This window comes from Nocardia sp. NPDC058705, assembly GCF_042749305.1.
Lineage (GTDB): Bacteria > Actinomycetota > Actinomycetes > Mycobacteriales > Mycobacteriaceae > Nocardia.
Window position 1 is genome coordinate 357,668 of record NZ_JBHYRN010000003.1, and the last position, 18,028, is coordinate 375,695.

Consider the following 18,028-nt stretch of genomic DNA (forward strand, 5'->3'; position numbering starts at 1 on the left):
GTGACTCACCGTGGATACCGCTTCGCTGACCGGCAAGGAACTCGCCGCCGCCATCAACGCCGACTCGAAACAGCGCGCGGCCGCGCTCACCGCCGCGGGCACCGCGCCGACTCTGGCGCTGATCGTCGCCAACGACGACCCGGCCAGTACCTGGTACGTGAACTCGCTGCGCAAGGCCGCCGAGCGACTCGGAATCGCTTGCGAGCGCATCGATCTCGGTGCCGACGCCAGCGCCGAGACGATCCGCGCCGAACTGAGCGCGCGCAGCGCCGACCCGGCCACCGACGCGATCATGTTGCAGACCCCACTGCCCGCGGGCGTGAACCTCGACGACGTGAGTTCGGCGATCGCCGCGACCAAGGACGTCGACGGCGTGAGCCCGCTGTCGCTCGGCCTGCTCGCCTCCGGCCTCGACGGTTTCGTCCCCGCCACCTCCGAAGCCGTCGTCGAGCTGCTGAAGCACCACGGCATCGCGCTACAGGGCCGCCTCGTCACCGTGGTCGGCCGCTCCAACATCGTCGGCAAGCCCCTCGCCCAGCTGCTGCTCGTCGAGAACGCCACCGTCACCGTTGCGCACTCGCGCACCGCGGACCTGGCCGCGGTCACCACCCCCGCCGACATCGTGGTCGCCGCCGCGGGCCGGATCGGCTTGGTCACCGGCAAGCACATCGGTGAGGGCGCGGTCGTGATCGACGTGGGCACCAACGAGGCCGAAGACGGCGGCATCGTCGGCGATGTCGACGCGGCCTCGGTCATCGGCAAGGCCGCCGCGCTGAGCCCTGTGCCCGGCGGAGTCGGCCCGGTCACCACCGCGCTGCTCATGCGCCACGTGGTTGTCGCGGCCGAAAAATTCCGCGCCTGAACGTCCTCGTGGTCTCACCGCAGGATCGCTCGGCGCGCTGTCGAGGCGGCAGCGCGCCGACCTCTGTTGGGCCGCAGACAAGGCGTCGCTGAACGACCGACACCTCGGGCGGCGCGGTGAGCGCACACTCGTCATCACATCGCGCGGCGGCAGCTCGCCGTCAAGGCCGGTCGGTGGCCGAGGCCGCCAGGGGCGTTGGCATCGTTCGGGTCTAGCGCGGTGCCGCCCCGAATGACGTGATCAGCGTTTTGTTGCCGATTTCGGCGGTGCCCACCAGTTGCGGTGTGTAGGTGCTCGGAGCCGAATCCGGCCGGAACGCGGTGACCTTCACCAGATACTGACCGGCGAAGGCACCCGGGGTGATCTCCACACAGTGCGTGGTCCCGACCGGAGTGGAGTCGATCCCAGCCTGGATGGCGGCCGCCGACGGTGCCGCGGCATCGGAGGACACGAGGGTCCGTGCCTGATCACCGGACCGCGCAACGTAATACGCGTGTTGGAAAGCCAGGATCGCCGCGATGCCGGATTCGGTGCCGCCCGCCCCGTTGCCCCGCACCATGGTGCCGAACTGTTCGGTGGGGCATGCGGCGGTCACCGGACTCACCGAGCTCGGCACCAGCGGAGTGCTCGCCGCCGTGGATGTCGGTGCGGGCCCACGCAATTGGACATAGGTGCCACCGAGTAGGACGGCACCGGCCACCGACGCGACCAGTGGAGCGACCCAGCGAGGCACGCGCCGCTGCTTGGACCGGTCGATCATCCGCGCGAAGACCTCGTCGTCACCGTTGTAATCGGGTGCGGGACGCTCGCTGTCCGCGGCGCGGGAGTCGGCGGAAGAGCCGTCGGCATTGCCGAATTCAGGCGCGGAGCGAGGGGTGAAGGTCTCGGCACTTCGATAGTCCGCCCGCGGCGGGTAGGTATCAGTGCCACGGTGATCCGGCGCCGGGTGCGGCGGAACAGTGGCGGCACCGCGGTCGGAACGCGAATGCTGGGTCGCCGCAGACCAGGGCTTGGGATGCTCGAGCGTCGCCCAGGCCGGGGGAGGGGTGGTGATGATCGGCAGCTCATCGGTGTCGGGACCGTTGTCCTCGATCGAAAACGCGATGTCCGGGATGCTGTGGTGCGCACCGGGATCGAACTTCCCACCGACCACCGGTAGCCGATCGGTGACAGTCGCGTCGGCCGCCGAGATCACCGGAATACCGGCCGGTGTCGTCGGTCCGCCCTCGATGCGGTGGCGGGCCCCGCTGACCGGCTCGTTCAGCCGACGTGGCCGCGGAGCGCCGAGGTCGCGCGAGCGCCGAATCGGGGTGACAGCCGCGAGCGGAGCACCGGCCGATCCCGGGTCGTGCCGTCGAGCCCCGATCGGTCTGTGCGCTTCCGGTCGATCCATCGCCCCACCTTCATCAGGCTCGTCGCCGTCAGGGTATGTCCCGCAACGATTTCGTTACGGGCACGATACTGCCCTGACGGCGCGTTCGCCGAATGCCACGGGGGAAAATGTTTACCAGTGGATGTAGACCTGATCACCGATGCCGACATTCTCGAAGTACCAGGCGGCGTTATCGGGTGCGAGGTTGATGCAGCCGTGGCTCACGTTGGCGTTGCCCTGCGAGTCCACCGACCACGGTGCGGAGTGCACCATCACGCCACCCCAGGTCAGGCGCACCGCGTATTCACCGTCGATGATGTAGCCCTCAGGGTCTTCCAGGGGGATGCCGATGGTGCGCGAGTCGAACACCACCGACCGGTCCTTCTCGAGGACGCTGAAGGTGCCGGTGGGCGTCTCGAAACCGGGTTTGCCCATCGACGCGGGCATCACGCGTACTTCACCGTTGTGGTGCACGGTGAACGTGTGGTTGGACAGGTCAGCTTCGGCATAGGTGCCGCCGCCGTACTGGGTGCGCTGCTCGCCGATCAGGTCCGCGGACGCGGCTCCCGACCAGGATGCGGCCAGTAACGCCGCCATGATCGCGACGAACAGGAAACGAAATGCGTTCCTCATAAACGCCACCCCTTCACTCACTCGTAGGCGGAATCCAAGTCTAGGCCGACATGATCAACTCGACCTATCGAAGTGGTAACGGCCAACGGGTCAGACGGTGTGTCGCCTTGCGTTCACGCAGGTGAGGACTCGGATCAATTGTTCCCGGTTCGAGACCGGTGGCCTCAGCCGCGTACGGCGTGCAGCACGTCGCCGTGCAGGGCGTCGGCGCGCGCGGCGATGGTCTCCACGCGCAGCAGGGCCGCGGCGAACGGGTCACCGAGGTCGGCGGGCAGCGAGCCGACATTGATTTCGATATTGAGCTGCGAGCTCATCGCGGCAGCGCGGGCGGCGTCGGCGGCGGCACCGATGTCGGTGACCACGTTCGGGTTGCCGATCGGCAGCAGTTCGGCAGCCAGCGAGAGGATTTCGTCGGCCTCGTCGACGACGGCGGCGGGCACGCGGGCGGCTTCGACCAGTGCGGCGTTGATCGCGGCGGTGCGGGCGGCGAGCTCGGCGTCGGTGTCCTTCGGCAGCTTGTAGGCCGCGCCGACGGCGGTGAACGCGGCCGCGTCGGCGTCGGCGAGATCCAAGGACCTGGCCAGCGCAGCGTCGGCGGCCACGATGATCTGGTCGATCACCGGCCGGTTCTGCGCGTCCTTGGCGCGGGTGGTGTAGCGCGCCACCATCGCCACCAGCGCGGCGGCCTGCGCGGCGTGCAGCGCGGCGACGGCGCCACCGCCGGGTGCGGGCACCTTCGCGGCCAGTTCCGACAGGTAGTGCTCCAAGGTCACCGAACCGAAGGAGGGGGCGATCTGCTGCGGCGACACGGTGGGCTGCGACACGACGGGGTGGCCTTTCGATGCGGCGAGAAATGCGTGGAATCTTCCCCTCAACGCTACCGCGTGCCCGCCCACGCACCCCGCTCGACCAGCACCTGCGCCGACAGACCGACCGGTCGGGGTGCTCGCATTGTCCGAGGCTATGTTGAGTGCATGCGGATCGGATTGAGCATCAACTACACGGACGGTTTCAAGGAGACGGCGGCCGAGGTCGCCGACCTGGAACGCGCAGGCCTCGACATCGTCTTCGTGCCGGAGGCGTACTCGTTCGACGCGGTGAGCGCGCTGGGCTACCTGGCCGCCCGCACCGAACGGGTGCAGCTGGCCTCGGGCATCCTGCAGCTCTACACCCGGACCCCCAGCCTCACCGCGATGACCGCGGCCGGCCTGGACTACGTCTCCGACGGTCGCTTCATCCTCGGCATCGGTGCCTCAGGCCCCCAGGTCATCGAAGGCTTCCACGGCGTGCCGTATGACGCCCCGATCGGTCGCACCCGTGAACTCCTGGAGATCTGCCGCAAGGTGTGGCGGCGGGAGAAGCTCAACTACCAGGGCAAGTACTACCAGATCCCGCTGCCCGCCGAGCGTGGCACCGGCCTTGGTAAAGAGCTCAAGCTGATCAATCACCCTGTCCGCGAAGACATTCCGGTGCTGCTGGCGGCGCTAGGCCCGAAGAACGTCGAGCTGGCCGCCGAGGTCGCCAACGGCTGGCAGCCGATCTTCTTCCTGCCGGAGAAGGCGAACGACGTGTGGGGCGACGCGCTCGCCGCGGGCAAGGCCAAGCGCGATCCCGCGCTGGGCGAGCTCGACATCTTCGCCGGTCCCGCACTGGCGATCGGCGAGAACGTGACCGGGCTGCTCGAGTTCGTGAAGCCGCACCTGGCGCTCTACATCGGCGGCATGGGCGCCAAGGGCAAGAACTTCTATCACACCCTCGCCACCAAGTACGGCTACGGCGAGGCCGCCGACCGCATCCAGGAGCTGTACCTGGCCGGTGACAAGCAGGCCGCCGCCAAGGCCGTGCCGGACGACCTGGTGCGCGACGTTTCGCTGATCGGCCCGGAGAGCTTCGTCAAGGAGCGCCTCGCCGCGATGGCGGAGGCGGGCGTCACCACGCTCAACGTCACACCGATCGCCGAGAACGCCGCCGGTCGGATCAAGCTGATCGAGCAGCTGCGCACGCTCTGCTGACACCCACCGACGACAAACGCGCCGCCGCCCGGAGATTTCCCGGGCGGCGGCGCGTTCTGCTATGTCAGGACGTGAACGACGCCAGGGCGGCATCCAGGGTGGTGTGCATGGCGAACACCTGGTCCAGGCTCGTCATCTTCAGCTGACGACTGGTGGCTGGTCCGTCGGCCACGACCGCGATCGAGGTGGTCTCGCCTGCCCGCTGATGCGCGGCGACCAGCGTCGCCATGCCCGCCGACGCCAGGAACCCGACCGCGGTCAGGTCGATCACCAGCGTCGCCGGTTTGTCGGCCAGGATGGCCTCGATGGTGGCATCGAGCGCTGGCGCGGTCGCCAGGTCGACCTCGCCGGTCACCGTCAGCACCGTGACGCCGTCGTGTACCGCCGTCGTGGTGGTCATCGTGTCCGTGAGTGGATACGCGTCTCCGGAAGAGTTGGTCACCGTTCAACAACACACAACTTCGCCCGAATACGCAAGCCGCAGTCGATTCGCGCAGTAAGTTCTCAGCTCTCGAAGCCAGAGAGCCGATCGTGGCGTGCCGCGGAGGCGGCGTTGAGACCGATGATCTCCACCTGCTTGCCCTTGCTCGCGTATTTGGTGGTGATGGCGTCGAGCGCGGCGACGGTCGAGGCGTCCCAGATATGGCTCTCGGACAGGTCGATCACGATGTTGGCCGGATCGTCGACGTAGTCGAACTGGTAGACGAGATCATTGCTGGAGGCGAAGAACAGCTCGCCGCGCACCTTGTACACGCGGGTGTCGTCGACGGTGTGTACCGGCAGCACTTCGGTGAAGTGCGCGACGCGATGCGCGAACGCCACCATCGCGACCAGCACCCCGACGATCACACCGTAGGCCAGATTGTGCGTGGCAACGGTGACGACCACGGTCACCAGCATCACTGTGGTCTCCGCAATGGGCATGCGCCGCAAGGTCTTCGGTGCGAGGGAGTGCCAATCCAAGGTCCCCACCGAGACCATGATCATCACCGCGACCAGCACCGCCATCGGGATCTGCGCCACGAGCCCGCCCAGCCCCACGACCAGTCCGAGCAGGAACACCCCTGCCAGGAAGGTCGAGATCCGCGTGCGCGCGCCGGAGACCTTGACGTTGATCATGGTCTGGCCGATCATCGCGCACCCGCCCATCCCGCCGAAGAACCCGGTGACGAGATTGGCCACGCCCTGGCCCCAGCCCTCGCGGGTCTTGTCCGAATGCGAATCGGTGATGTCGTCGACGAGCTTGGCCGTCATCAACGATTCCAGGAGCCCGACCAGCGCCATCGCCAGCGCGAACGGCGCGATGATCCGCAGGGTCTCGAGATTCCACGCCACATCCGGAATGCCGAGGGTGGGCAGGCTGTTGGGCAGCGCGCCCTCGTCGCCGACATTCGGTACATCGAGCGAGAACGCCATCGTCACCGCTGTGAGCAGCACGATCGCGACGAGCGGGGCGGGCACGGCGGTGGTGAGTTTCGGCAGGAAGAACAGAATCGCCAGGCTCGCCACCAGCATCGGATACACCAGCCACGGCACCCCGATCAGATGCGGGAGCTGCGTCAGAAAGATCATGATGGCCAGCGCGTTGACGAATCCGACCATCACGCTGCGCGGAATGAACCGCATCAGCCGGGCCACCCCGACCACGCTCAACACCACCTGGAACGCCCCGGCCAGCAGCACCGTCGCGATCAGATAGTCGACACCGTGCTCGCGCACCACCGGCGCGATCACCAACGCCACCGCGCCCGTCGCCGCGGAGATCATCGCGGGCCTGCCGCCGGTGAACGCGATCGTCACCGCCATCGTGAACGAGGCGAACAGCCCGACCCGCGGATCCACCCCGGCGATGATCGAGAACGAGATCGCCTCCGGAATCAGCGCGAGCGCGACCACCAGCCCGCCGAGTATTTCGATCCGCAACCGCTTCGGGCTACGCAGGGCCGCGAGTACCGAGAGGTCGTCCCGAGGTGTCGACACGACCATCGCGTGAACTCCGTTCTGTTTCCACGCCGGGCCATCCCGGCAGTCGACAACCTTAACTTTGTGTGAGGTCGGCGTTTCGGCTGGTGTACTCGGGTGCGCAGGGTAGGGGGTGGTGTTATCCGGATCTGGTCGTACTGTGAGGGCGTGAACATCGATGTGACGCCTTTACCGGGAATCGGCGTGTGCAAGGACTTTCCGCTGGCGGAGGCGCGTCGGCGGATCGGCGTGATCGAGCATCGCGACGGCTCGGTCGACCTGGTCGTCTCGCGCGCGGGGGACTACGACTCGACGACCTCGATTCCCTTGTCCGACACCGAGATCGGTGTGCTGGCCGGATTACTCGGCGCACCCCAGGTGGTGCAGAAGACGCGCGAGACCCACAGTGCGGGTGAGCTGTCTACCAGGCAGTTCGCCATCGACCGTGGCAGTCCCTTCGATGGTCGCCAGCTGCGCGAGACCGAGATGCGCACCCGCACCAAGGCCTCGGTCGTCGCGGTGGTGCGCGCGGGCGAGGTGACTCCGTCGCCGGGAACCGATTTCACCTTCATCCCCGGCGATCTGGTCGTTGTGGTCGGTACCGACGAGGGCCTCGACGCGGCAGGACGGCTACTGGGCGCAGGCTGATGAATCCATGCCGATAGTAAAGAGCAGGTAAGGTATCCCCTAGCTGAGGTTAGGTGATCCCATGAATGTAGAAGTGACATCCCTGCCGGGAATCGGTGTCCGCAAAGAATTTTCGCTGTCGAAGGTGGACCGTCGCATCGGCATCGTCGACCACCGCGACGGTGGTACCGACCTGATCTTCACCAAGGTCGGCGATCCGGATTCGACTGTCCAGATCCCACTGTCCGCCGTCGAGGCCCGCACGCTGGCGAGCCTGCTCGGCGCACCGCAGTTGGTCGCGCAACTGCGGGAAGAACATCGCGAACTCGACGGAGTGAGCACGCGATCCATGCCGGTACCGCCCAATTCGCCGTACGTGTCACGGCGATTGGGCGATACCGAGATGCGGACCAAGACCCGCGCCTCGATCGTGGCGGTCCTGCGTGCGGGCCAGGTTCTGGCATCGCCGGGACCGGAGTTCGTGTTCGCCAGTGGCGATATGGTCGTCGTGGTCGGCACGAACGCCGGGCTCGACGCCGCCGCTTCGATCCTGACCGACGGCTGAGCCCGTGCAGATCAGTGGAACCGCGCTGGCTTTGATCCAGCTGGGGGCGGTGTTCTTCGGGTTGGGGGTGCTCGGGCGGATCGCGGCTCGGATCGGCCTCTCGCCGATCCCGCTCTACCTGCTCGGTGGTTTGGTCTTCGGCACCGGCGGCCTGATCGAGCTGCACGAGGTGGACGACTTCATCCACATCGCCAGCGAGATCGGCGTCGTGCTGCTGCTGTTGCTGCTCGGGTTGGAGTACACCGCCGGTGAATTGGTCACCGGCATGCGCAAATCGTGGCCCGCGGGCCTGCTCGACCTGGTGCTCAACGCCACGCCCGGGGTGATCGTGGCGCTGATGCTCGGCCTCGGACCGACCGGCGCGATCGCGATGGCCGGTGTCACCTACATCTCCTCGTCGGGGATCGTCGCCAAGGTGCTCAACGACCTGGGCCGACTGGGTAACCGGGAGACGCCGACGATCCTGTCGATCCTGGTGTTCGAGGATCTGGCGATGGCGGTGTATCTGCCGGTGCTCACCGCAGTCCTGGCGGGTGTCGGGTTCGTGGCCGGGATGACCACCGTGGGTATCGCGCTGGTCGCGGTGACGCTGGTGCTCATCGTCGCGCTGCGCTACGGCAAGTACGTCTCGGCGATCGTGGCGAGCGAGGATCGCGAGATCTTCCTGCTCAAGCTGCTCGGCTCGGCGCTGCTGGTGGCGGGTATCGCCTCGGCGGTGCAGGTGTCGGCGGCGGTCGGCGCGTTCCTGCTCGGCATCGCGATCTCCGATTCCACCGCCCACGACGCGACCAAGATCCTCGAGCCGCTGCGGGATCTGTTCGCGGCGATGTTCTTCGTGCTGTTCGGTCTGAGCACCGACCCCTCGACCATCCCCCCGGTGCTCGGCTGGGCGGTACTGCTGGCGGTCGTCACCACGGCCACCAAGATCGCCACCGGTTGGTGGGCGGCCAAACGGGCGGGTGCCTCCCCACTCGGCCGCGCCCGCGCGGGCACCGCCCTGGTAGCGCGTGGCGAATTCTCGATCGTCATCGCCGGCCTCGCGGTCGCCGCGGGCGCGGTCCCCGACGGCTTCGCCGCACTGGCCACCACCTACGTGCTGCTGATGGCCATCATCGGCCCGATCGGCGCCCGCATCGTGGAACCGGTCATGCGCGTGATGATCAATCGCAAACAGCGTGTGAAGGTCGACCCGCTCGCGGAATGACCCCGTTTCGTCCGAGGCCCCGCTGCGTGCGGGGGCCTTCGGCGTTCCGGTTGAACAGCATTGCCGCACAATATGATCCAATTCGCGCAGCAGGGGGCCATCGAGCACCAATCGTGCAATGACCAACTGATGGCATTTCGGATGCTCAGTTACGTGGTCAACATTTGGCGTCGGCATCTGGATGAGCATCCAGTTCCGCAGGTGTTGCCGGTCGTTGTCCCGATGGTGGTGCACAGCACCCACACCGGTTTGCGTTGGACTGCCCCCACCCAGCTCGGTGACCTGATCGACCTCGACGGCTCCGCCCGTGACCTGCTGGATCGGTACCTGCCCAGATTCGAGTTCCTTCTCGATGATGTTGCCCCACTGGATGTGGCGGCGTTGCGCGCGCGAGAGTTGACCCCGGCGGCGCGGTTGATGCTGATCATGCACAAGATCGGACCAGGCAATCCGCACCTCGGCTCGGATATCATGGAGGTGGTTGACGAGCTGCGGGCGCTGTTGGACGGTCCTTCGGGTACCCGGGAGTTCGACATTTTGGTGACGTATCTGTTCATCGTCTGCGATGTGAGCGTCACTGAATTGCAACCCTTGACCGACAGCCTCGGTCCTCGAGCGAAGGAAGTTGTGATGACCACAGCGGAACGACTGGAAGCGCGTGGCGAGGCGCGTGGTGAAGCGCGCGGGCGCGCAGCGGGCCGTGCTGAGATCCTGCTCGAGCAGTTGACTGTCAAGTTCGGCCCCTTGCCGAACGCGGTGACGCAGCGAGTTCAGGCGGCTGGAGCTGACGAGCTCCACGTGTGGGCCAGACGGGTACTGACTGCTGGTTCGCTGGCGGACGTCTTCGCGTAGTCTGCTCCGCTCCGCCGCCAGCTGAGGCCGCGAATGACCAGCACCGAACGGGGCTGTCTATGGGGTGCGTTTTGTGACAATTCGGTGGATCAGGCGGGCGGCGGTTCGGGCGGTGCGGCTATCGATGTCGAGGTGGGGGTTCAGTTCGGCGATGTCGACTATTGCGAGTTTGCCGCTGGTGGTGGCCTGGTCGCAGATGGCTTGGATGGTGGGTAGTGGGACGCCGTAGGCCGCTGGGGCGCTCACGCCGGGGGCTGTGGAGGCGGGGAGGACGTCGAGGTCGATGGTGAGGTGCAGGAAGTCGATCCCGGCTAGGAAGTCGTCGATGAAGGTGGTGACCCGGGTCGGTTCGCAGTCGTCGTCGAGTAGGTAGCGCACGCCGAAGCTGTTCGCGGTGTCGAACAGGATTCGGGTGTTGCTGGGTTGGCTGATGCCGATTACCGCGTAGTGGACGTTGTCGTCGGATTCGAGGATCTGGCGGAAGGGGGTGCCGGAGCTGGGGACGGGGTCGGGGCGGAGGTCGAAATGGGCGTCGAGGTTGAGGATTCCGATGATGGTGCCTGGGGGGCGGCGGGTGGAGCCGGCCAGGCCGAGGTAGGTGCCGTAGGCGATTTCGTGGCCGCCGCCGAGGACAACCGGGAAGGCGCCGTCGTCCAGTAGCGCGGACACAGTCTCACCCAGGCGACGCTGACCGTCTTCCAACCGTTCGTCAGTGACGGCGATCGTGCCCGCGTCGAAGGCCCGCAGGTCCGTGGCGAGTGCCATCGGGGACAGTGCGCGTCGCAGTGCGTCCGGTCCTTCGGCCGCGCCGAGGCGGCCCTTGTTTCGGCGTACGCCTTCCTCGCAGGCGAAACCGACGAACACGCAGGCGCCGGGACCCTTGCCCGGCTCGTACGGGGTGACGGCCTGGTGCCAGCGCAGGTGCTCGGGCGTCGTACCGTCGACACGGCCCGTCCAAGAATCGGAAGTCACTGCGCCACACCTCGATTCGTAGCGACGCCTGCCCGCCATACCTGGCTCACCAGTGGAACGCCGGGGCGATAGGCGAGATGCAGGTACGACGGCGCGTCCAGTGCGATGAGATCGGCGCGGAAGCCGGGGGAGAGCGAGCCGATGTCGCTGCGCCGCAACGCTTTCGCCCCGCCCGCGGTTGCCGCCCAGACTGCTTCCTCGGGCGTCATGCGCATCTCCCGTACGGCGAGGGCGATACAGAACGGCAAGCTCGTCGTGTAGCTGGTGCCGGGATTGCAGTCCGCGCCGAGTGCGACGGTGACCCCCGCGTCCAACAGTGCTCTGGCGTCGGGATAGCTGTTGCGCGTGCAGAAGTCGGCGCCGGGCAGCAACGTCGCGACCGTGTCGCTGCCAGCAAGCGCGTCGATATCGGCACGGCTCACATGGGACACGTGATCCACCGACGCGGCACCGAGCTCGACGGCCAGTTGCACACCCGGTCCCTGGTGCAGCTGATTGCCGTGGACGCGCGGCACGAGTCCGTGCGCGATACCCGTGCTCAGCACAGCGTGCGCCTGATCGCGGTCGAACGCGCCCTGCTCGCAGAACACATCGATCCACCGGGCATACGGCGCGCAGCGCGGAATCATCTCCTCGCACACCATCGTCACGTAATCGTCTGCGCGCCCGGCATATTCGGGTGGCGGCACATGCGCGGCGAGCAAGGTCACCTCGTCGGTGAAACGTGCCGCGATCTGAACGCTGCGCAGTTCGTCCGCGACGGTTTGCCCGTAGCCGCTCTTGCATTCGACCGTGGTGCTGCCCGCGCGCAGTGACTCGTCCAGCAGTGCTCGCACATTCGCCGCGAGCTGCTCGTCGCTCGCCGCCCGCGTCGCCTCGATGGTGGTGCGGATGCCACCAGCCGCATACGGCCGCCCCGCCATCCTGGCCGCGAACTCCTCGGCGCGATCACCCGCGAACACCAGGTGCGAATGCGACTCGACGAATCCGGGCAACACCGCCCGCCCGCCGACATCGAAGCCGTTGTCGGCGGCGGGCGCGTCCGCGCTGTCGCCGACCCACACCACCCGCCCGTCGTCGATGACGAGCGCGGCCTGGCGCCGCAGTCCCAGCGGGCCGTCGCCCAGGGCTGGGTCGTTGGTGACGAGGGCGCCGATATTGCTCAGCGCGGTGGTGGGCACGGGGGAGTCCTCCTGGTCAGCACTGTGCGGCTGGTCTCATCCGGTATGTATAGTCCTGTATAGACAGGTAGGTCAAGCGATAGGGTGCGGTTTGCGTGCACCCCCGCTGAGCTGCAGGCGAGCATCATCACTCGATTGTCCGCCCGTGACCTCACGGCCTTGTGATTCTTTTCGGAATGGAGCAGCACAGTGAGCATCGAACCGGTCCAGGATCTCGCGCCAGTCGTCGTCGGCGTGGGTCCGGTCTCGCCTGCCGACGTCGTGCGGGTCGCCCGGGACGGTGCCGCGGTAGTAGTGGCGGACGAGGCGCTGGAGGCGATCGGCGCGAGCCGGACGCGGATCGAGGCGCTGGCGGCCGACCCGAAACCGGTGTACGGCGTGTCCACCGGATTCGGTGCGCTCGCTACCCGCCACATTCCCCTGGAGCTGCGTAAGCAGTTGCAGCGCAGCCTTATTCGTTCACACGCGGCAGGTTCCGGTGCCGAGGTGGAGCGGGAGGTGGTGCGCGCGCTGATGCTGCTGCGCCTGTCGACCCTGGCCACCGGCCGCACGGGTGTGCGCCCCATCGTCGCGCAGACCTACGCCGCGCTGCTGACGGCGGGGATCACCCCGATCGTCTACGAATACGGCAGCCTCGGTTGTTCCGGTGATCTCGCGCCGCTGTCGCACGTCGCGCTGGCCGCGATCGGTGAGGGAACGGTACGAAACGCGCAGGGCGAGTTGATGTCTGCCGTCGAGGCCATGGCCGCCGCCGACATCGCCCCGGTGGAGCTCGAGGAGAAGGAAGGCCTCGCGCTGATCAACGGCACCGACGGCATGCTCGGCACGCTGGTGCTGGCCTGCCACGACCTGCGCGCGCTGCTTCGTCTGGCCGATGTGACCGCGTCGATGAGTGTGGAGGGGCTGCTCGGCACCGACAAGGTCTTCGCCGCAGACCTGCAGGCGCTGCGTCCGCAACCGGGCCAGGCGATCGCGGCCGCCAATATGGTTCGGGTGCTGGCGGATTCGCCGATCGTGGCCAGCCACGCCACCCCCGACTGCACTGTGGTCCAGGATGCCTACTCGTTGCGCTGCGCACCCCAGGTCGCCGGTGCCGCCCGCGACACCCTCGACCACGCCGAGCGCATCGCGGGCTACGAATTGTCCAGTGCCGTCGACAATCCCGTCGTTACCCTCGACGGCCGCGTCGAATCCAACGGCAACTTCCACGGCGCCCCCGTCGCCTATGTGCTCGACTTCCTCGCCATCGTGATCGCTGACGTCGCCTCGATGAGCGAACGCCGCACCGACCGCTTCCTCGACAAGGCTCGCAACCACGGCCTGCCCCCGTTCCTGGCCGACGACCCCGGCGTCGACAGCGGCCACATGATCGCCCAGTACACCCAGGCCGCCATCGTCTCCGACCTCAAACGCCTGGCCGCCCCGGCCTCCGTCGACTCGATCCCGTCCTCGGCCATGCAGGAGGACCACGTCTCGATGGGCTGGTCCGCCGCCCGCAAACTCCGTCGCGCGATCGACGGGTTGACCCGGGTCCTCGCCATCGAAGCCCTCACCGCCGCCCGCGGCTTGGACCTGCGCGCACCGCTGGCCCCGGCCCCCGCGACGGCGGCCGTGCTGGCAGCCCTGCGCGCGGAGGTCCCGGGACCCGGCCCCGACCGCTACCTCGCTCCGGAGATCGAGGCAGCCGTCCGCATGGCCGCCACGGGCACCTTGCTCGCCGCCGCCGAGTCGGTCACCGGCCCACTCGGCTGACCCGGGGCTCGCTAAGCCCGCAGCTGTTGTGCCGGTTCGACCGCAGTAAGTTTGCGCAGCGATTCCGGCAGCGGGCTCTGATGCAGGACGCCGAGACGCTGGGTCGCGCGAGTCAGCGCGACATACAGCTCAGCGGCGCCGCGAGGACCGTCGGCGAGGATCAGTTGCGGGTCGACGACCAGCACGGCGTCGAACTCCAGCCCCTTCGTCTCCGACGCGGGCACCGTGCCGGGAACACCCGGAGGGCCGATCACAATGCTCGTCCCCTCCCGCCCCGCCTCGTCCCGAACGAATTCCTCGATAGCAGAGGGCAACTCATCCGAAGTGACCAACTGCGACCACGGCGCCACACCGCACGAGCGAACCGAGTCCGGCGGCCGCACATCGGGCGCGAATTCGGCGAGCACATCGGCGGCCACCGCCATGATCTCGGCGGGGGTGCGGTAGTTCACCGTCAGTGAACGGTAGATCCAGCGGCCCGGAACGTAAGGCTCCATCATCGTGCCCCAGGAGGTTGCGCCCGCCGCGGACCGCCGCTGCGCGAGATCGCCCACGATCGTGAACGAGCGGCTCGGGCAGCGGCGCATCAAAACCCGCCAGTCCATCTCCGACAGTTCCTGCGCCTCGTCGACCACCACGTGCCCGTAGGTCCAATCTCGGTCCGCCGCAGCCCGTTCGGCGAGTTCGCGGGTGTCGCGTTCGAGGAAGCGTTCGGCGAGGTCTTCGCCGTAGAGCATGTCCTGGGCGAACAAGTGGTCCTCGTCGTCCATCATGTCCTCGCGGCTGACCAGCGTATCGAGCACGCCGGCCGCGTACTCGGCCTCGGCTTTGCGTTCGCGCTCGGCGGAGTCGTCGGCGGCCTTGTCACGACCGAGCAGGTCGACCAGTTCGTCGAGCAGCGGCACGTCCGACACCGTCCACGCCCCACCGTCGGCCCGCAGCAGCACCTCGTCCGCGCCTGCCGCCCGCAACCGTTCGGGTGACGAATAGAGCTGGGACAGCACGGTTTCCGGCCGCAGGATCGGCCAGCACTGATCCAGCGCCGCGGTGAACTCGGCATTGTCGGCGAGCTCGCGGACCAGGTCGGTGCGCAGCTGTTCCCACGCCTCGGTGTCGTCGCGAGTCAGCCAGCCCTCGCCGATCCGGGCGATCGCGCGTTCGGTGAGCACATAGGTGACGATCTCGGTGAACACCGCGCGCGCCTCGTTGTGCGGGCGCCCGCTCTCTCTGGCCTCCTGCCTGGCCCACTCGGCGGTCGCGGCGTCGATGCGCACCGTCACATCGGTCAGTTCGATGGTCAGCGGAGCCTCGGGCAGACGCTGCCGGTCCGCGATCGTCGCCGCGAGGACATCGAGCATCCGCAGCGAACCCTTGAGCCGAGCTGCCTCGGGCTCGTCTTCCGCGGTGGCGTGCAGCCCTGGCACGAGGTCGGCGGAGGTGGCGAACACGACGTTCGTCTCACCGAGCGAGGGCAGCACGTGGGCGATGTGGTTCAGGAAGGCCGGGTTGGGTCCGACTACGAGCACGCCTTGGCGCTCCATCCGTCGACGCTGGGTGTAGAGCAGGTACGCGACGCGGTGCAGCGCGACGACGGTCTTGCCGGTGCCGGGACCGCCCTCGATCACGGTCACGCCGGGGTGCTCCAGGCGGATGATCTCGTCCTGTTCGGCCTGGATCGTCGCGACGATATCGCGCATCCCGTCCCCGCGCGGCGCATCGACGGCGGCGAGCAACGCGGCATCCGCACCGCCCTCGCTGCCGTCCGGGCGGCCGAGCACCTCATCGGTGAAATCGACCACCTGACGTCCGCGAGTGTGGAACTGGCGACGCCTGCGCATGCCCTCGGGGTTGGCCGCGGTGGCGACGTAGAACGCGCGCGCGGCGGGGGCCCGCCAGTCCAGGAGCAGCTGTTCCAAGTCATTCGACTCGTCGAACAGCCCGATCCGGCCGATGTAGGAACGCTCACCCGAGGCGGAGTCGAGCCGACCGAAACACAGCCCGTTGTCGGCCACGTCGAGGCGCTGCACTTCCTTGCCCAGGGCCCTGACCTCGTTGTCGCGCTCCATGGCGGACTCGCCCTTGGATCGCAGGGCCGCGTTGTAGCGGCCCTTCACCCGTGCCCGCTCGGCATCGAGCCGCGCGTAGAGCCCGGCGACATAGCCACGCTCGGACGTGCGTTCCTCTTCGTACCCGTGCGCAGACATAGGCCCCTAACTGTACTTTTCCGGTGCGACGCCGATGATTGTGCAGCACGCACGGGGCCTTGCCGCAAGTCCCCACTTGCGCTATATATTGAAAGTGGAAAGAGGCGTTGTCAGCCTTCTTGCATCGGAATCCGCACCCCACGCGCGCGAGCCACCTCGGCCGCACGCTCGTATCCAGCGTCGACGTGTCGCATCACCCCGGTGCCCGGATCATTGGTGAGCACCCGCTCCAGCTTCCGCGCGGCCAGCTCGGTGCCGTCGGCGATACACACCTGACCCGCGTGGATCGAACGTCCCATCCCGACCCCGCCGCCGTGATGGATCGACACCCAGCTCGCCCCGGACGCGGTGTTGAGCAGTGCGTTGAGCAGCGGCCAGTCCGCGACCGCGTCGGAGCCGTCGGCCATCGCCTCGGTTTCGCGGTAGGGCGAGGCGACCGAACCGGAGTCTAGGTGGTCGCGGCCGATCGCCAGGGGAGCGGACAGCTCACCCGAGGCGACCATCTCGTTGAATTTCAGTCCCGCACGGTGGCGTTCGCCGTAGCCGAGCCAGCAGATCCGTGCCGGTAACCCTTCGAATTTCACCTTCTCGCCTGCCATGGTGATCCAGCGGCGCAGGTGTTCGTTGTCGGGGAACAGTTCCAGGATCGCGCGGTCGGTGGCGGCGATGTCGGCCGGATCGCCGGAGAGCGCGGCCCAGCGGAACGGTCCGAGACCTTCCTCGAACAGCGGGCGGATGTAGGCGGGAACGAAACCCGGAAACGCGAAAGCCCTTTCGTAGCCGCCCTTTCGGGCTTCGTCGCGAATCGAGTTCCCGTAGTCGAACACTTCGGCCCCGGCATCCATGAACCCGACCATCGCCTCGACATGCTTGGCCATCGACGCCTGCGCCTCGGTGGTGAACCACACCGGGTCCTTCTCGGCGAGGGTGTGCCAGTCTTCTAGGGCGACCCCGATCGGCAAGTAGGACAACGGATCATGTGCCGAGGTCTGGTCGGTGACGATGTCCATCGGCGCGCCCATTTCGAGGAGTTCGGGGAAGACCTCCGCCGCATTCCCGACCAGGCCGATCGACAGCGGCCTTCGCTCGTCGCGCGCCGCGATGGCGAGTTCCAGTGCCGCCTGCAAGGTTTCGGCCTTGGTGTCGAGGTAACCGTGGGCGATACGCCGATCGATGCGCGCCGGATCGCAGTCCACACACAGTGCGACACCGTCGTTCATCGTCACCGCCAGCGGCTGCGCGCCACCCATTCCGCCGACGCCCGCGGTGAGCGTGATCGTGCCCGCCAGGGTGCCACCGAAACGTTTGCGCGCCACCGCGCCGAAGGTCTCGTAGGTGCCCTGCAGAATGCCCTGGCTGCCGATGTAGATCCACGATCCGGCCGTCATCTGCCCGTACATCATCAGCCCCAACTGCTCGAGCCTGCGGAACTCGTCCCAATTCGCCCAGTCGCCGACAAGATTGGAGTTCGCCAGCAGCACCCGCGGCGCCCACTCGTTGGTGCGGAACACCCCGACCGGCTTGCCCGACTGCACCAGCAACGTCTCGTCCGAGGCGAGGGTTTCGAGGGTCCGCACGATCGCGTCGAACGCCGCCCAGCTGCGGACCGCGCGCCCGGTGCCGCCGTAGACGACCAGGTCATCGGGACGTTCGGCGACCTCGGGGTCGAGGTTGTTCATCAGCATCCGCAGTGCGCCCTCCTGCTGCCAGCCGAGGGTGTGCAGCTCGGTGCCACGCGGGGCGGACACGGGACGTGGGCCGGAGACAGGAGGTGTCGCGTCGTTCATGCGGGCCAGTATAGTCCTGTATATACAAGTAACGCGGACGTTC

At 67.6% G+C, this 18,028-nt stretch carries 15 protein-coding genes and 1 pseudogene; 7 read left to right on the forward strand and 9 right to left on the reverse strand.

Features of this window, described 5'->3' with window-relative positions; translation table 11 throughout:
• Window positions 1-10 precede the first annotated feature (10 nt).
• Window positions 11-862, forward strand: coding sequence for a bifunctional 5,10-methylenetetrahydrofolate dehydrogenase/5,10-methenyltetrahydrofolate cyclohydrolase (locus ACFW6D_RS07110; protein ID WP_379325613.1), 852 nt, complete (start codon window positions 11-13; stop codon window positions 860-862).
• 211 nt (window positions 863-1,073) lie between these two features.
• Here the strand turns inward: ACFW6D_RS07110 and ACFW6D_RS07115 are convergent, their stop codons facing one another.
• The 3 genes and pseudogenes from ACFW6D_RS07115 to ACFW6D_RS07125 all read right to left on the reverse strand — a co-directional run bounded on the left by ACFW6D_RS07115 (window position 1,074) and on the right by ACFW6D_RS07125 (window position 3,691).
• The gene (locus ACFW6D_RS07115) at window positions 1,074-2,255 is read right to left on the reverse strand and encodes a hypothetical protein (RefSeq protein ID WP_379325615.1); all 1,182 of its coding nucleotides are present in this window, start codon (window positions 2,253-2,255) and stop codon (window positions 1,074-1,076) included.
• Between the two features lie 111 nt (window positions 2,256-2,366).
• Window positions 2,367-2,735: pseudogene (locus ACFW6D_RS07120) on the reverse strand (L,D-transpeptidase); the annotation flags it as partial.
• Between the two features lie 296 nt (window positions 2,736-3,031).
• The gene (locus ACFW6D_RS07125; RefSeq protein ID WP_379325617.1) at window positions 3,032-3,691 is read right to left on the reverse strand and encodes a cyclodeaminase/cyclohydrolase family protein; all 660 of its coding nucleotides are present in this window, start codon (window positions 3,689-3,691) and stop codon (window positions 3,032-3,034) included.
• 150 nt (window positions 3,692-3,841) lie between these two features.
• Between ACFW6D_RS07125 and ACFW6D_RS07130 the strand changes: the two genes are divergently transcribed.
• Window positions 3,842-4,879, forward strand: a complete 1,038-nt coding sequence (locus ACFW6D_RS07130) for an LLM class F420-dependent oxidoreductase (RefSeq protein WP_379325619.1) — start codon at window positions 3,842-3,844, stop codon at window positions 4,877-4,879.
• A 64-nt stretch (window positions 4,880-4,943) separates the two neighbouring features.
• Here the strand turns inward: ACFW6D_RS07130 and ACFW6D_RS07135 are convergent, their stop codons facing one another.
• Both ACFW6D_RS07135 and ACFW6D_RS07140 read right to left on the reverse strand, forming a co-directional pair.
• Window positions 4,944-5,279 carry an STAS domain-containing protein gene (locus ACFW6D_RS07135; protein WP_379230692.1) on the reverse strand — a complete coding sequence of 112 codons (336 nt, stop codon included), beginning with the start codon at window positions 5,277-5,279 and terminating at the stop codon, window positions 4,944-4,946.
• 104 nt (window positions 5,280-5,383) lie between these two features.
• Entirely contained in the window at window positions 5,384-6,865 is a 1,482-nt protein-coding gene (locus ACFW6D_RS07140) for a SulP family inorganic anion transporter (RefSeq protein WP_379325621.1), read from the reverse strand.
• A 144-nt stretch (window positions 6,866-7,009) separates the two neighbouring features.
• Here ACFW6D_RS07140 and ACFW6D_RS07145 point away from each other — a divergent pair, with 144 nt between their 5' ends.
• From ACFW6D_RS07145 to ACFW6D_RS07160, 4 genes are all read left to right on the forward strand, one after another.
• The gene (locus ACFW6D_RS07145; RefSeq protein WP_379325623.1) at window positions 7,010-7,489 is read left to right on the forward strand and encodes a cation:proton antiporter regulatory subunit; all 480 of its coding nucleotides are present in this window, start codon (window positions 7,010-7,012) and stop codon (window positions 7,487-7,489) included.
• A gap of 61 nt (window positions 7,490-7,550) precedes the next feature.
• Window positions 7,551-8,033 carry a cation:proton antiporter regulatory subunit gene (locus tag ACFW6D_RS07150; RefSeq protein ID WP_379325625.1) on the forward strand — a complete coding sequence of 161 codons (483 nt, stop codon included), beginning with the start codon at window positions 7,551-7,553 and terminating at the stop codon, window positions 8,031-8,033.
• Between the two features lie 10 nt (window positions 8,034-8,043).
• Window positions 8,044-9,237, forward strand: coding sequence for a cation:proton antiporter (locus ACFW6D_RS07155; protein ID WP_379325742.1), 1,194 nt, complete (start codon window positions 8,044-8,046; stop codon window positions 9,235-9,237).
• 72 nt (window positions 9,238-9,309) lie between these two features.
• Window positions 9,310-10,089 carry an Rpn family recombination-promoting nuclease/putative transposase gene (locus ACFW6D_RS07160; RefSeq protein WP_379325627.1) on the forward strand — a complete coding sequence of 260 codons (780 nt, stop codon included), beginning with the start codon at window positions 9,310-9,312 and terminating at the stop codon, window positions 10,087-10,089.
• A gap of 57 nt (window positions 10,090-10,146) precedes the next feature.
• Here ACFW6D_RS07160 and hutG read toward each other — a convergent pair whose 3' ends face one another.
• Together hutG and hutI are read right to left on the reverse strand one after the other, a co-directional pair.
• On the reverse strand, window positions 10,147-11,061 hold the full coding sequence (hutG, locus tag ACFW6D_RS07165) for a formimidoylglutamase (protein WP_379325629.1): 915 nt from the start codon (window positions 11,059-11,061) through the stop codon (window positions 10,147-10,149).
• Window positions 11,058-12,242, reverse strand: a complete 1,185-nt coding sequence (hutI, locus tag ACFW6D_RS07170; protein ID WP_379325631.1) for an imidazolonepropionase — start codon at window positions 12,240-12,242, stop codon at window positions 11,058-11,060. Before hutI ends, hutG begins: the two co-directional genes overlap by 4 nt.
• 189 nt (window positions 12,243-12,431) lie before the next feature.
• Here hutI and hutH point away from each other — a divergent pair, with 189 nt between their 5' ends.
• A complete protein-coding gene (gene hutH, locus ACFW6D_RS07175) occupies window positions 12,432-13,994 on the forward strand; it encodes a histidine ammonia-lyase (RefSeq protein ID WP_379325633.1) in 1,563 nt (520 codons plus the stop codon).
• Window positions 13,995-14,005: 11 nt separating this feature from the next.
• On the opposite strand, the gene helR is transcribed toward hutH, so the two are convergent.
• Both helR and hutU read right to left on the reverse strand, forming a co-directional pair.
• Window positions 14,006-16,198 carry an RNA polymerase recycling motor ATPase HelR gene (gene helR, locus ACFW6D_RS07180; RefSeq protein WP_379325634.1) on the reverse strand — a complete coding sequence of 731 codons (2,193 nt, stop codon included), beginning with the start codon at window positions 16,196-16,198 and terminating at the stop codon, window positions 14,006-14,008.
• A gap of 110 nt (window positions 16,199-16,308) precedes the next feature.
• Complete coding sequence (gene hutU, locus ACFW6D_RS07185; protein WP_379325636.1) at window positions 16,309-17,985, reverse strand: urocanate hydratase; 1,677 nt, start codon at window positions 17,983-17,985, stop codon at window positions 16,309-16,311.
• Window positions 17,986-18,028 lie beyond the last annotated feature (43 nt).

What these genes read in the sequence shown, in the direction of transcription:
- ACFW6D_RS07115 (WP_379325615.1), bottom strand. Translation starts at nt 2,255, where the DNA reads ATGGATCGACCGGAAGCGCACAGACCGATCGGGGCTCGACGGCACGAC.
- ACFW6D_RS07130 (WP_379325619.1), top strand. Translation starts at nt 3,842, where the DNA reads ATGCGGATCGGATTGAGCATCAACTACACGGACGGTTTCAAGGAGACG.
- ACFW6D_RS07135 (WP_379230692.1), bottom strand. Translation starts at nt 5,279, where the DNA reads ATGACCACCACGACGGCGGTACACGACGGCGTCACGGTGCTGACGGTG.
- ACFW6D_RS07140 (WP_379325621.1), bottom strand. Translation starts at nt 6,865, where the DNA reads ATGGTCGTGTCGACACCTCGGGACGACCTCTCGGTACTCGCGGCCCTG.
- ACFW6D_RS07150 (WP_379325625.1), top strand. Translation starts at nt 7,551, where the DNA reads ATGAATGTAGAAGTGACATCCCTGCCGGGAATCGGTGTCCGCAAAGAA.
- ACFW6D_RS07160 (WP_379325627.1), top strand. Translation starts at nt 9,310, where the DNA reads ATGATCCAATTCGCGCAGCAGGGGGCCATCGAGCACCAATCGTGCAAT.
- helR (WP_379325634.1), bottom strand. Translation starts at nt 16,198, where the DNA reads ATGTCTGCGCACGGGTACGAAGAGGAACGCACGTCCGAGCGTGGCTAT.
- hutU (WP_379325636.1), bottom strand. Translation starts at nt 17,985, where the DNA reads ATGAACGACGCGACACCTCCTGTCTCCGGCCCACGTCCCGTGTCCGCC.